We start from the raw sequence: 13,301 nt of genomic DNA on the forward strand, positions 1-13,301 counted from the left end.
CAGTCCATATCTCGCATCAGGCATCGCCCTGATGCCACCCCTACCCCGATACTCTCCGGGCCAGGGACCGGCCGTACCACTGGGGGTGGCGCATGCCGTCCCCTGATACGCCTCGGGGATGACTCAGGGGTTCCCCGGATAGTGACGCGACGGGCCGAACCACCACGATGGAGGCATGAGCGATACCGGGGATGACGCGCGCGAGCCTGCACCAGAAGAGGCCCGCGCCGAGCGGCATGTCCCGGCCCCGGACCCTTCCGGGGACACGCGGGAGCCAGCAGACGATACGTCCGGGCCTGATCCGTCCGCTGATCCGTCAGCGCAGCCACGGGGGCAGCAGAACGCGCGGCCGAACGAGAACGGGCGGCAGAGTGAGGACGACGGCTTCCGCTACGGGGTGGCCCGCAGCCAGGAAGGCCGGATGCTCACCGGCGTGTGCGCCGGCCTCGGACGGCGGGCGGGCATCGACCCGGTCCTCATCCGGGTCGCATTCGCCGCCCTGGTGCTCGCCTCCGGCATCGGCATCATGCTCTACGTCGTCGCCTACCTGCTGATGCGCACGCCTGACGGCGGCCCCGGCCACGTCGAGCAGTGGACCAACCGCCTCTTCGACGCCGAGACCGTGATGGCTCTGCTCACCGGCGTCTTCGCGGTCGGGCTCGCGGTCAACCTGGCCTCGGGCGGCATCGGGCTGGGCACGCTCGTGGTGGCCACCCTGTTCGCGATCACGCTGCTGGCCGCGCACGCCGGGGGCGTCGACATCCTGGCGCTGCTGCGGTCGCTGCCCGAGCGGATCAGCGGACGGCGCGGCGTGCGCCACGCGCCGCCCCCCGGCCCCGCTCCCGTGTACGGCCCGCCTTCTCAGCCCCAGCCCCAGCCCCAGCCTCAGTCGTACGCGTACTACGCACCGCCGCCGCCTCCACCGGCGCCGCCCGCTCCGCCCACCCCCGGGCAGAGCGCCGGGCCCACCGCCGGGCCCACCACCACGTTGCCCTCCGGTCCCTACCGGTGGACGGCGTCCGCCTCCATGGCCGAGTCCGCGCCGCAGGCCCCGGAGCGGCCCGGCCGTCCGCCGGAGCCGCAGGACGCGCCCGAAGCCCCAGAAGCACAGGGAGCGCAGGGAGCCCCTCGGGAGGCGCCCACGGCCGCGAGCAGGGTCACGCCTCCGCATCCGTCGAACGGCGGGCCGTTCGCGCCGCACGGGCCGTACGCCCAGGCGCCCTACCAGCCGCTCGACCCCAGAAGGCGCGCAGATCAGCCGGGGTCCTACTATCCGCCGGTCCCGGCCCAGGTTCCGCACGGGGGCCCCTGGGCGCCGGCTCCGCCCGCGCAGCCGCGCAAGGCGCGCCGCCCGCGGACCTTCCTCGGGACCATCACCGTCTTCTTGGCATTCATCGTGGGAGGGATCGTCATGGCGGTCCAGTCGAGACCGGGGGAACCTGGCGGAGTGGTCGGCGTCCACATGGTCGGCGGCGCGATGCTGATCACGGTCGGCATCGGCCTGCTGGTCGCGGCGTGGTACGGCCGGGGGGCCGCGCTGGTCGCCGCGGGCACGGTCATGGCGATCGCCGTGGCCGTCGCCGGAGCCGCGATACCCGATGTGCCGAGATCCTTCGGCGCCTACACCTGGCACCCCCGCGATCTCAGCGCCGCCCAGCGCGAATACCAGGTGGACGTGGGAGAGGGCACCCTCGACCTCAGTGACCTGCCGTTCCCGCCGGGATCGCGCACGTCCTTCCGGGTGAACGTGTCCGTCGGCGAGGTGCGGGTCATCCTGCCACCCGACGTCCGGGCCGAGGTGAAGGCCCGCTCACGGGTGGGCGACGTCAAGATCGATCATTCCATCAAGGGCGGTCCCAACGCCCGGCAGGAGAAGATCCTGGAACCCGAGGTCCGTCCGAGCGGCGAGGCCGCCACCGTCGTCCTGGACATCCGTGCGGGCGTCGCCGATGTGGAGGTGCGTCGTGGAGCGTGACCCTCGCGAGCTCGAAACCGTGCCGGAGCAGCGTCCGCGCCGCTCCCACAGGACCGACTGGATGGCCCTGCTGAGCGGCCTGCTCTTCCTGATGCTGGGCATCGGGTTCGTCTCCGGCGACCTCACCGACCCGTTCGTGGCGATTCCGCTGCTGATCGCCGGGCTGGGCCTGGCCGGGTTCGTCGCGGTGATCGCCCGGGTCATCCGCCGCAGGTAGGCCGGGCCGGGCGGTTCTTTGCCATCGGCATCCCCCGGTGGGGCTTGACCGGCGGGAACAGGGGCGTACGTTCGCAAGAGTCGGCTCTCATCACTCCTATCCCTCGCCTGTGCACACACGGTCACGGGCGTGCTTGGAGGACGTATGCCCCGTATCACCGTCACCGTGGACGGCATCCGCTACGAGGAAGAGGTCGAGCCGCGCCTCCTTCTCGTTCATCTCCTGCGAGATCGCCTGGGCCGGACAGGCACTCCCATCGGCTGCGACACGTCCAACTGCGGCGCCTGCACGGTGCTGCTCGACGGCCAGAGCGTGAAGAGCTGCGCGGTGCTCGCCGTCCAGGCCGACGGCTGTGACGTGCTCACCGTGGAGGGCCTGGCGTCTGACGGCCGGTGGCATCCCATGCAGACCGCGTTCCACGAGGAACACGCGCTGCAGTGCGGCTACTGCACGCCCGGCATGATCATGGCGGCTCTCGACCTGCTCAGGGAGAACCCCACCCCCTCCGACGAGGCGATACGCACCGGCTTGGAGGGAAACCTGTGCAGGTGCACCGGCTACTGCAACATCGTCAGGGCGGTACACCGGGGCGCACAGGCCATGAACGGTGACGGCGTCTCCGAGGAGCGGGAGGTGACGGCATGACGACCGAGGCGGCGGCCCCCGCCGGGGAGTCGCGAGACGAGATCGGCCGGGCCAGACTGCGCAAGGAGGACGCCCGCCTCGTCACCGGGCGCACCCAGTGGACCGACAACATCCAGCTCCCCGGCACCCTGCACCTGGCGTTCCTGCGCAGCCCCATGGCCCACGCCCGAATCCTGCGGGTGGACACCGCCGCGGCACGCGAGCAGCCGGGCGTGGTCGCCGTCTACAGCGGCCGTGACTTCGCGCACGAGCAGGGCAGCCTGCCGTGCGCATGGCCGGTCAGCGATGACGTGGTGATCCCCGACCATCCGCCGATGGCGGTGAACGAGGTCCGCTACGTCGGGGAGGCGGTGGCCTGCGTCGTCGCCACCGACCGCTACAAGGCGGCCGACGCGCTGGCCGCGATCGAGGTGGACTACCAGCCGCTGCCGGCCGTCCTGAACATGACCGAGGCACTCGCCGAGGGCTCGGCCAAGGTCCACGAGACCGGCAACCAGGCGTTCACCTGGACCTTCGCGGGCGGCGACATCGACGCGGCGTTCCGCGACGCCCCCGTCGTCATCGACCGGACCTACGTCCAGCAGCGGCTCATCCCCAGCGCCATGGAACCCCGCTCCGTCGTCGCCACCACCGACGGCGACGCGTACACGCTCTACTCGGCCACCCAGATCCCGCACATCCTGCGGGTGATGCTGGCCCTGACCACCGGCATCCCCGAGCACCGGCTGCGGGTGATCGCCCCCGACGTCGGCGGCGGGTTCGGCTCCAAGCTCCAGGTGACCGCCGAGGAGGTGCTGGTCCTGCTGACGGCCCGCAGGCTGGGCCGGACGATCAAGTGGACGGAGTCCCGGTCCGAGGGCAACCTCACCGTCCACCACGGGCGCGACCAGCTTCAGCGCGTGAGCCTGGCGGCGGAGGAGAACGGCAGGATCCGCGGGCTGAAGGTCGACCTGCTCGCCGACATGGGCGCCTACCTGATGCTGGTCACACCGGGCGTCCCGCTGCTCGGGGCGTTCATGTACAACGGCATCTACAAGATGGGCGCCTACGACTTCCGCTGCACGGGCGTGTTCACCACCAAGATGCCCACCGACGCCTACCGGGGCGCGGGCAGGCCGGAGGCCACCTACGCCATCGAGCGGGTGATGGACGAGCTGGCCGCCGAGCTGGGCATCGACCCGATCGAGGTCCGCAGGCGCAACTGGATCCGGGCCGAGGAGTTCCCCTACACGACCATCGCCGGGCTCACCTACGACTCCGGCGACTACGAGGCGGCGACCGCCCGCGCGACGGACCTGTTCGGCTACGACGAGCTGCGCGCCGAGCAGGCCGCCCGCCGGGAGCGGCGCGACCCGGTGCAGCTCGGCATCGGCGTCTCGACCTACACCGAGATGTGCGGGCTGGCCCCCAGCCGCGTCCTGGGCAGCCTCAAGTACGGGGCCGGTGGCTGGGAGCACGCCGACGTCCGCATGCTGCCCACGGGCAAGGTGGAGGTCGTCACGGGGTCCAGCGCGCACGGGCAGGGCCACGAGACGGCGTGGAGCCAGATCGTCGCCGACTCCCTCGGCGTGCCGTTCGAGGACGTCTCGGTGCTGCACGGCGACACCGCCGTCTCCCCCAGGGGCCTGGACACCTACGGCTCGCGCTCCCTGACGGTCGGCGGCATCGCCGTGCTCCGGGCGTGCGAGAAGGTCAAGGAGAAGGCCCGCCTGGTCGCCGCCCACCTGCTGGAGGCCGCCGCCGACGACCTGGAGTACGCCGAAGGGTCGGTCAGGGTCCGGGGCACCGGCGCGGGCAAGACCATCCAGGAACTCGCGCTGGCCGTCTTCGCCGCCCACGACCTGCCCGACGGCGTAGAGCCCCGGCTCGACGCCCAGGCCACCTACGACCCGGAGAACTTCTCCTTCCCGCACGGCACCCACCTGTGCGCCGTCGAGGTGGACACCGAGACCGGCATGTCCCGCATCCGCTCCTACGTGGCCGTGGACGACGTCGGCAAGGTCGTCAACCCGCTGATCGTGGAGGGACAGGTGCACGGCGGCCTGGCCCAGGGCATCGCGCAGGCCCTCTTCGAGGAGGCCGTCCACGACGCCGACGGCAACCTGCTCACCACCACCCTCGCCGACTACCTGGTCCCGTCGGCGGCCGACCTGCCCGACTTCGTCACCGACCGGACCGAGACGCCCGCGAGCGGCAACCCCCTCGGCGTCAAGGGCGTCGGCGAGGCGGGCACCATCGCCAGCACCCCGGCGGTGGTCAACGCGATCGTGGACGCGCTGCGCCCGCACGGCGTGCGCGACGTCCAGATGCCCTGTTCCCCCGAACGCGTATGGAGAGCCCTGAACCGGGCGGACGGAGGCACCGCATGATCCCCGCGCCGTTCGACTACGTGCGCCCCGCCACGCTCGACGAGGCGTGCGGGGCCCTGCGAGAGGCGGGCGAGGACGCCAAGGTCCTGGCGGGCGGCCAGTCGCTGCTGCCGCTGCTGCGGCTGCGCCTGGCCTACCCCACCGTCCTCGTGGACGTGGGCAGGCTCGCCGAGCTGCGCGGCATCCGCGACGAGGACGACCACGTGTTCATCGGCGCCGCCGCCACCCACGACGAGGTCATGCGCTCGTCGGTGGTCAACGCCGGGATCCCGCTGGTCGCGCTGGCCACCCGCACGGTCGCCGACCCGGCGGTACGCCACCGGGGCACGTTCGGCGGCTCGCTGGCCCACGCCGACCCGGCGGGCGACCTGCCCGCCGTCGCGCTCGCCCTGGACTGCGTCTTCGTGGTCAGATCGGCCGACGGCGAGCGGGAGATACCGGCGTCGGAGTTCTTCGCCGACTACCTCGAACCGGCCATCGAGCCGGACGAGATCCTCGTCGGGATCCGGGTGCCCAAGCTCGGCCCCGATTGGGGGTATCACTACGAGAAATTCCACAGGACGGCCCAGGCGTGGGCGATCGTCGGGGTGGCCGCGGCCGTCCGCCGCTCCGACGGGAGCGTGCGGGAGGCGCGGATCGGGCTGACCAACATGGGCACGACGCCGCTGCGGGCGAGCGCGACGGAGGCGGCGCTGCGCGGCGTGCCGTCCGGAGACGGGGGCGACGGAGCCGGCGGAGCCGTCGCCGAAGCCTGCGCGGTAGCGGCCGAGGGCACCTCGCCTCCCGCCGACCTGCACGGCGGGCCCGACTACCGCAGGCACCTGGCCAGGGTGCTCACCCGCAGGGCGGTGCTGGCCGCCGCGCGGGCCTGACCGTTCGTTCCCGTCGGGTGCTGAGGCGGGCGGCGCGCTCGCCTCAGCGCCCGGCCGGTCGTAGTGTCGAAGGTAGGAGAGCAAGGAGCGGATCGATGGCGATGCGGTTCGACCACGAGTTCACGGTCCCCGTCCCGGTCGAGCAGGCGTGGACCACGCTGCTCGACGTGGAGCGGGTGGCGCCGTGCCTGCCGGGGGCGACCCTGGAATCCGTGGAGGGTGACGAGATCACCGGCCGGATGCGGGTGAAGGTCGGCCCGATCACGGTCACCTACCACGGCACCGCGCACCTGCGCGACGTGGACAAGGACGCGCGGACGGTCACGGTGGAGGCGTCGGGCAAAGAGGCCAGGGGCGCCGGTACGGCGGGCGCCACGGTGACCGCGCGCCTGACCCCCGCGGAGGGCGCGGACGGTTCCACCAAGGTCGCCGTCGAGACCTCGTTCAACGTCACCGGACGGCCCGCGCAGTTCGGCCGGGGCGTGATGGCCGAGGTCGGTGGCAAGCTCATCGACCGCTTCGCCGCCAACCTCGCCGCCCTGCTGGCGGAGTCCCCGGAGCCCGCTGTGGTGGAGGAGGCGGATGTGGTGGTCGAGGCCGGTCAGGTCCGACACCTGTCGGCCGTCCCCGACGACACCCGCCATGACGTCTCTAGTCACTCCCGCGCGTACTCCCTCGGCGTCCCCGAAGACCCCCGGCCCTCGGGCACCGCGCGCACCTCGCGGACCGCCGAGGAGGAGGCCCTCGACCTCCTGGAGATCGCCGGGACCCCGCTCCTGAAGCGCGTCGCCCCGGCGGCCGGGGCGGTCGCCCTGCTCGCCGCCGCCGTGTGGATCGGCCGGCTGATCTTGCGCCGCCGCCGCCGTTCCGGCTGAGTGGCCGGGGCCGCCGCCGCGAGCCCCGAAACTGTCGGCGGCGTGCCCTAGAGTCCCGGCGCATGGAGAGCATTCGCATCGTCGGCGCCCGCGAGCACAACCTCAAGGATGTGTCGCTGACCATCCCCCGGAACAAGATCACCGTGTTCACCGGCGTCTCGGGGTCCGGCAAGTCGTCGATCGTCTTCGACACCGTCGCGGTCGAGGCGCAGCGGCAGCTCAACAGCACGTTCTCGTGGTTCATCCGCAACCTGCTGCCCAAGTACGAGCGGCCCCACGCCGACGCGGTGGACGGCCTGACCACCGCCGTGATCGTCGACCAGAAGCCGGTCAGCGGCAACACCCGCTCCACCGTCGGCACGATGACCGACATCCAGCCGATGATCCGGGCGCTGTTCGCCCGCGAGGGCGGCCGGCACGTCTCCGCCTTCTCCTTCAACGACCCGCTCGGCATGTGCCCCGAGTGCGACGGCCTGGGCAAGACGGTCCGCGCCGACGCGTCCCTCATGGTCGATCGCGACAAATCCCTCAACGACGGCGCGATCCTGCTCCCCAACCACAAGGTCGGCAGCGCCGACTGGCAGATCTACGCCGCGTCCGGCCGGTTCGACCCCGCCAAGCCGCTGCGCGACTACACCGAGAGCGAATGGCACGACCTCCTGCACGGCACCGGCGGCGAGATCGAGCTGAGCTTCAGCCGGGGCACCTACAAGGTCGAATACGAGGGCCTGGTCGCCCGGTTCACCCGCTCCAGCCTCAAGCGCGACCTCAGCGGCGTCAGCGAACGCACCCGCCAGAACATCCAGCGCTTCATCAGCGAGGGCACCTGCCTCGCCTGCCAGGGCGACCGGCTCAACGCCGCCTCGCTGGCCACCCGCATCGACGGCCGCAACATCGCCGACTGGTCGCGGATGCAGATCAGCGACCTCATCGAGGTGCTGGCCAAGCTCGCCTCCTCCCCCGCCGCCGACGCCGCCCGCACCGCCCTCGAACGGGTCGCCGACATCGGCCTGGGCTACCTCAGCCTCGACCGCCCCACCTCCACGCTGTCCGGCGGCGAGGGCCAGCGTCTGAAGATGATCCGCCACCTCGGGGCCACCCTGACCGAGGTGACCTACATCTTCGACGAGCCCAGCGTCGGCCTGCACCCGCGCGACGTGGGCCGTCTCAACGACCTGCTGGTCGCGCTGCGCGACAAGGGCAACACCGTGCTGGTCGTCGAACACGACCCCGACGTGATCGCCATCGCCGACCACGTCGTCGACGTCGGCCCGCGAGCCGGCGCGCACGGCGGCGAGATCGTCTTCTCCGGCTCCCTCGCCGAGCTCCGCCAGGCCGGCACCCTCACCGGTCAGGGGCTGAGCCGCCGCGCCGCGGTGAAGGAGACCGTCCGCCCGCACACCGGCGCCCTCCCGATCGAGAAGGCCGACCTGCACAACCTGAAGAACGTCTCGGTCGACATCCCCACCGGCGTCCTCACGGCGATCACCGGCGTCGCGGGCTCCGGCAAGAGCTCGCTGATCGGCGGCGCCTTCATGTCCGCCTACCCCGACTCGATCTTCATCGACCAGTCCGCGATCGCCGCCTCCTCGCGCTCCACCCCCGCCACCTTCCACGGCCTGATGGACCCGATCCGCCAGCTCTTCGCCAAGGCCAACGGTGTCTCCCCCGGCCTGTTCAGCTTCAACTCCACCGGGGCCTGCCAGGAATGCCAGGGCCGCGGCGTCCTGATCACCGAGCTCGCCTTCATGGCCCCCGTCACCGCGCACTGCGACACCTGCGACGGCCGCCGCTTCAAGGAAGAGGTCCTCGCCCACCTGCTGCGCGGCAAGTCCATCGCCGACGTCCTGGAGATGCCCGCCGAGGTCGCGGCCGGGTTCTTCACCGAGCCCGCCCTGCGCGGCAAACTCGCCAAACTCGTCGAGGTCGGCCTCGGCTACCTCAGCCTCGGCCAGTCCCTCAGCAGCCTGTCCGGCGGCGAACGGCAACGCCTCAAACTCGCGGGCCACCTGCACCGCAGCGGCGGCGTCTACGTCCTGGACGAACCGACCACCGGCCTGCACATGTCAGACGTCGACACCCTGCTGGCCCTGCTCAACGGCATGGTCGACCGGGGCGACACCGTCATCCTCATTGAACACAACCTCGACGTGATCCAGCAGGCCGACTGGATCATCGACCTCGGCCCGGACGGCGGCCGCAACGGCGGCGAGGTCATCTTCACCGGCTCCCCCTCCGAGCTCCTGACCCACCCCGACTCCCTCACCGCCGAATACCTCCGCCGCTACATCACCAACGGCCGATAACCGCAAAGCGACCCGGCCGGTCCACCACGAGCGTCGGGCTCCGCCCGACGCTCCCGCCGGCCTTCGCGCCGTCCAGTCTCTTTCTGTAGCGGTATGATCACGGTCAGCACTCCCGCTTGATTTCCAGCAAACGAGGAGGCCTGCATGGGCGAGCACGAAGGTAAGCCCAGGGAGGACAAGCCGCTCCCCAAGCCGCCCGCCGGACACCCCGACGGCGCGGCGCCCAGCGGCAAGCACGAGGGCAAGCCGAAAGACGAGAAGAAGTAGTGGACGAGGGCATCGCCGTACGGATCGAACGGCTGATCGACAGCCTCGGCGACATCAGCGATCCGGTCAAGCAGGCGATGCGAGCGGTGCCCCGGCACCGGTTCGTCCCGCAGGTGGCCCTCGTCGCCGGCGACACGACAACGGTCATCGACCGCGACGCGGACCCGTCCGGCTGGCTGGATGCGGTGTACTCCCCGCTTCCCATCGTCACCCAGCTCGACGATGGTGACACCGACCTCCGCGACAGGGCCGGCGGCCTCTATACCTCTTCGAACTCCGCACCGGGAACCGTCGTCGATCTCCTCGAACTCCTCGATCCCGCCCCGGGGCACCGGGTACTGGAGATCGGCACGGGTACCGGGTGGACCGCCGCGCTGCTGTCGCACATCGCCGGCGAGGGCGGCGTGACGTCGATCGAGGTGGACGCCGCGCTCGCCGAGCAGGCCGCGAAGAACCTCGGCGACGCCGGGGTCCAGGCGCACCTGGTGGTCGGGGACGGCGCGGACGGCTGCCCGGAGCGGGCGCCGTTCGACCGAGTCCACGTCACCTGCGGCGTCCGCGCCGTGCCGTACACGTGGGTGGAGCAGACCCGGCCGGGTGGCGTCATCGCCCTGCCCTACGATCCGGGGTTCGTCGTCGGGCACGCGTTGCGGCTCACCGTCCGACCGGACGGCACCGCGGCCGGCCGATTCGCCGGGTACGCCGCGTACATGATGATGCGCTCCCAGCGCATCGCCGCGAATGCGCAGCGAGGCGACGGCCGCGAGACACGAACCCGCATCGACCCCCGCACGATCACCCGGGCGCCCGCGGGGGCCGCACTGGCGATGTCCGCGCTCACCGGCCTGTACATCAGCAGCCACCGCGACACCGACCGGCTCTTGACCTGGGTGACCGACCCCGACGCTCCGGCCCAGTGGGCCCTTATCAGCCACGTCCCCCATGCCGACGACCATGAGGTCTACCAAGTCGGCGATCGGCCGCTGTGGGACGAGGTCGTGAACGCCTACTTCCAGTGGATGGACTGGGGCGAACCCGGCCGGAACCGGTTCGGGATGACGGTCACCCCGGACGGGCAACAGGTGTGGCTGGACACGCCTCAGCACCCGATCGGATGATCGGCCCACGGGCTCGCTCGTCCTCCTCCGGCGCGCAGGCGGCCCGGCGGCGGCACGGCGACCAGCGTCGTTAGAGACCTCGACGCGCTGCTGAGCCCTGGCGGTGACCGCTCGGCGGACCGGTGCTGTTACCTTCTCCCTTCGGCACTCGTCATAGGGGTGACGACCGATCCGAACGGTCGCCGAACCGACGAGTGAATCGAGGGCAGGATGCTGACCAACATCATGTACGTGACGGTCCCCGTCACCGACCAGGACCGCGCGCTGGAGTTCTACACCCAGGGACTCGGCCTGGAGAAGCGGATCGACTTCCCGGGGCCCGACGGGCGGTTCCTCACCGTCGGTGTTCCCGACAGCCCGGTGGAGATCCTGCTGTGGTCGCAGGCGGCGGCCACCGGACAGCCGGCCGACCCGGGCCGGCCCGCCGCGTCCTGGCCGGTGTTCCTCGAATCCGATGATCTGCGCAGGGACTTCGAGATCATGCGTCGGCGCGGCGTCACCTTCGAGGACCCGGAACCCGTGGACTACCCGTTCGGGATCCGCGCCGAGGCGGTGGACCCGGACGGCAACCGGATCGCGCTCCGCCAGCCGCGAAGGCCCTAGCCGCCATGACCATCCGCCCGTCCGGCCCCGTGACCGAGGCGTTCGAAGCCCAGCGCGACCGGCTGCGCGCCCTGGCGTACCGCGTGCTGGGCTCGCACGCCGACGCCGAGGACGTGGTGCAGGAAGCCTGGATGCGCCTGATCCGTCAGGACGAGGGGTCCATCGGCAACCTGGCGGGGTGGCTGACCACCGTGGTCGGCCGGATCAGCCTGGACCTCCTGAGATCCCGGCAAGCCCATCCCGAGACCGGCTACGGGCACGAGTTCGCCGGCCTCGTGGTGACGCCCGCCGATGAACCCACGCCGGACGAGCAGGTGGCCCTGGCCGATTCGGTGGGCTTCGCCCTTCTCGTCGTGCTGGACGCACTCACCCCGGCCGAGCGCCTGGCGTTCGTCCTGCACGACATGTTCGCGGTCCCGTTCCACGACATCGGCCACATCCTCGGCAAATCCGCCGATGCCACCAAGATGATCGCCAGCCGCGCCCGCCGCAAGGTCCAAGCCACGGACCGGCGGCCGGGCGTCGCCCGCGAACACCGAGAGGCCGTCCAGGCGTTCCGCGCCGCCGCGCTCAGCGGCGACTTCGAAGCGCTGCTGCGCGTCCTCGACCCGAACGTGAAGCTGACCGTCGACACCGCCGACGGCATGGTCGTCACCATCGGCGCCACCGAGGTCGCCTCCGGCGCCCGCACGTTCTCCGGCGAGGTCACCCGCCACCGCCCCGTGCTGGTCAACGGCCTCCCCGGCCACATGTCCTGGCACTCCGACGGAACGCCTCTGTCCATCGTCACCTTCACCGTCGCCGAAGGCCGGATCACCGGTATCGACATCATCACCGACCCGGCCAAACTGGCCTCGATCCGGTTGCCCGCCCCAACCTGACCCGCCGCCATCAGGCCCGGCCCGGGACGCGTCTGAGATGCGCTGAGGCTTCGGGTCACCACCGTCCACGGCGCCATTAGCAGAGCGCGCCGCAGTTGTGGTCATTCGTCGAACGTGGCCCGACGCGCGGCCAGCGCGAGGTTGGACTGCGCCCGGTAGGGCAGGCCGAGCCTGTTCCAATGGAAGATCACATGATGGGCGATCACCGCCCGAAGCCCTCGGGTGAGCTGTCCGTCGTCGGCCAGCCGCCACAGCCGCCAAGGTCGGTCCGTCGTCATCTCTTGTCGTAGGGAGTGAGCAGGAGGCAGGCGTCCCAGGCGGTGACCGGTTCCACGCCATCGGCCAGTCCGGCCAGGGCCAGCGCCACTCCGGCCATCCCGTTCAGGAAGCCGGGCTCGGGAACGATCAGCGACAACATCCGGGCGGCGAGCTCGTCCATAAGGCCGGCTGGTGCGGGCGAGGCGGCCGTTGCGGCGATCCGGCGGGAGGTGTGGAGCAGGCCCGCCCATCCGTGGCACAGGCCGGGATCGGCGATCCGGGCCAGTTGGGCGGGGTCGATCAAGCAGCCGTGCAGGGCGCGCTCGGCGAGCCGTTGTCGGCGGGGTCTTCGAGTGCGATCCCGGCGAGTTGCTGGGCACGGGCGTGCCCGGGGGTGCCGTAGCACCAGGACGGGCGCGCGGGTTCCCTCTGCAGGGGCCGGCCACTCCAGGTCTCGGCGAGGGTGACGGTCTCGGGCCACCACGGGCCACAGGCCGGACAGTTCGTACGTGTGGCCCACGTGGTCGTGCTCCAGCAACGCGGCGGCGACGACCGCGGCGATGTCGTGTTCGTCGACCGGCGCCAGTGAGGCGTCGGGGAAGGCGTCGTACACCGTGTCCTCGGCACGGATCGCGGGCGCCCATCACAGGTCGTTGGCCATGAACGCGGTCGGCCGGACGAACGTCCAGGGCATGCCGGAGGCGCGTACGGCATCCTCATTCGCCCGATGCGGCCGCTCGATGTGGGGGGTCCACCGGGAAGTGACGCCGAGGACAGCAGGACGATCCGGCGTACTCCGGCCTTCCGCGCGAGCGCCAGCAGGTCGGCGACGGGCCACCCGGGCACGGGGAACAGGTAGGCCACGTCCACATCCTCGAACGCCGGCGCGAGGGACGCGGCCACCCGGAGATCGCC

General features: G+C 71.6%; 12 protein-coding genes and 1 pseudogene. 11 read left to right on the forward strand and 2 right to left on the reverse strand.

Annotated elements, in window-relative coordinates; all coding sequences use genetic code 11:
* Positions 1–175: 175 nt before the first annotated feature.
* From P3X83_RS01750 to P3X83_RS01800, 11 genes are all read left to right on the forward strand, one after another.
* Positions 176–1,975 carry a PspC domain-containing protein gene (locus tag P3X83_RS01750; protein WP_277303442.1) on the forward strand — a complete coding sequence of 600 codons (1,800 nt, stop codon included), beginning with the start codon at positions 176–178 and terminating at the stop codon, positions 1,973–1,975.
* Positions 1,965–2,192: a hypothetical protein gene (locus P3X83_RS01755; protein ID WP_277303443.1), complete on the forward strand. Its 228-nt coding sequence runs from the start codon at positions 1,965–1,967 to the stop codon at positions 2,190–2,192. Before P3X83_RS01750 ends, P3X83_RS01755 begins: the two co-directional genes overlap by 11 nt.
* 144 nt (positions 2,193–2,336) lie before the next feature.
* Positions 2,337–2,837: a (2Fe-2S)-binding protein gene (locus tag P3X83_RS01760; RefSeq protein WP_277303444.1), complete on the forward strand. Its 501-nt coding sequence runs from the start codon at positions 2,337–2,339 to the stop codon at positions 2,835–2,837.
* On the forward strand, positions 2,834–5,206 hold the full coding sequence (locus P3X83_RS01765) for a xanthine dehydrogenase family protein molybdopterin-binding subunit (protein ID WP_277303445.1): 2,373 nt from the start codon (positions 2,834–2,836) through the stop codon (positions 5,204–5,206). Before P3X83_RS01760 ends, P3X83_RS01765 begins: the two co-directional genes overlap by 4 nt.
* Complete coding sequence (locus P3X83_RS01770) at positions 5,203–6,078, forward strand: xanthine dehydrogenase family protein subunit M (RefSeq protein ID WP_277303446.1); 876 nt, start codon at positions 5,203–5,205, stop codon at positions 6,076–6,078. The genes P3X83_RS01765 and P3X83_RS01770 overlap by 4 nt, the downstream gene beginning before the upstream one ends.
* A gap of 95 nt (positions 6,079–6,173) precedes the next feature.
* Positions 6,174–6,953 (forward strand): SRPBCC family protein, encoded by a 780-nt coding sequence (locus P3X83_RS01775; protein WP_277303447.1) that lies wholly within the window; start codon positions 6,174–6,176, stop codon positions 6,951–6,953.
* A 62-nt stretch (positions 6,954–7,015) separates the two neighbouring features.
* On the forward strand, positions 7,016–9,259 hold the full coding sequence (locus P3X83_RS01780; RefSeq protein ID WP_277303448.1) for an excinuclease ABC subunit UvrA: 2,244 nt from the start codon (positions 7,016–7,018) through the stop codon (positions 9,257–9,259).
* Between the two features lie 144 nt (positions 9,260–9,403).
* Complete coding sequence (locus P3X83_RS01785; RefSeq protein ID WP_277303449.1) at positions 9,404–9,526, forward strand: hypothetical protein; 123 nt, start codon at positions 9,404–9,406, stop codon at positions 9,524–9,526.
* The gene (locus P3X83_RS01790) at positions 9,526–10,644 is read left to right on the forward strand and encodes a methyltransferase domain-containing protein (protein ID WP_277303450.1); all 1,119 of its coding nucleotides are present in this window, start codon (positions 9,526–9,528) and stop codon (positions 10,642–10,644) included. Before P3X83_RS01785 ends, P3X83_RS01790 begins: the two co-directional genes overlap by 1 nt.
* Before the next feature lie 210 nt (positions 10,645–10,854).
* Entirely contained in the window at positions 10,855–11,247 is a 393-nt protein-coding gene (locus P3X83_RS01795; protein ID WP_277303451.1) for a VOC family protein, read from the forward strand.
* 5 nt (positions 11,248–11,252) lie between these two features.
* Positions 11,253–12,128, forward strand: a complete 876-nt coding sequence (locus tag P3X83_RS01800) for a sigma-70 family RNA polymerase sigma factor (protein WP_277303452.1) — start codon at positions 11,253–11,255, stop codon at positions 12,126–12,128.
* 101 nt (positions 12,129–12,229) lie between these two features.
* Here the strand turns inward: P3X83_RS01800 and P3X83_RS01805 are convergent.
* Together P3X83_RS01805 and P3X83_RS01810 are read right to left on the reverse strand one after the other, a co-directional pair.
* Positions 12,230–12,376, reverse strand: a pseudogene (locus P3X83_RS01805) (bacteriocin biosynthesis protein); the annotation flags it as partial.
* A gap of 26 nt (positions 12,377–12,402) precedes the next feature.
* Positions 12,403–12,999 (reverse strand): hypothetical protein, encoded by a 597-nt coding sequence (locus P3X83_RS01810; RefSeq protein ID WP_277303453.1) that lies wholly within the window; start codon positions 12,997–12,999, stop codon positions 12,403–12,405.
* Between the last annotated feature and the right edge of the window lie 302 nt (positions 13,000–13,301).

It is taken from the genome of Spongiactinospora sp. TRM90649 (genome assembly GCF_029382225.1).
In the GTDB taxonomy this organism is placed as follows: Bacteria; Actinomycetota; Actinomycetes; order Streptosporangiales; family Streptosporangiaceae; genus Spongiactinospora.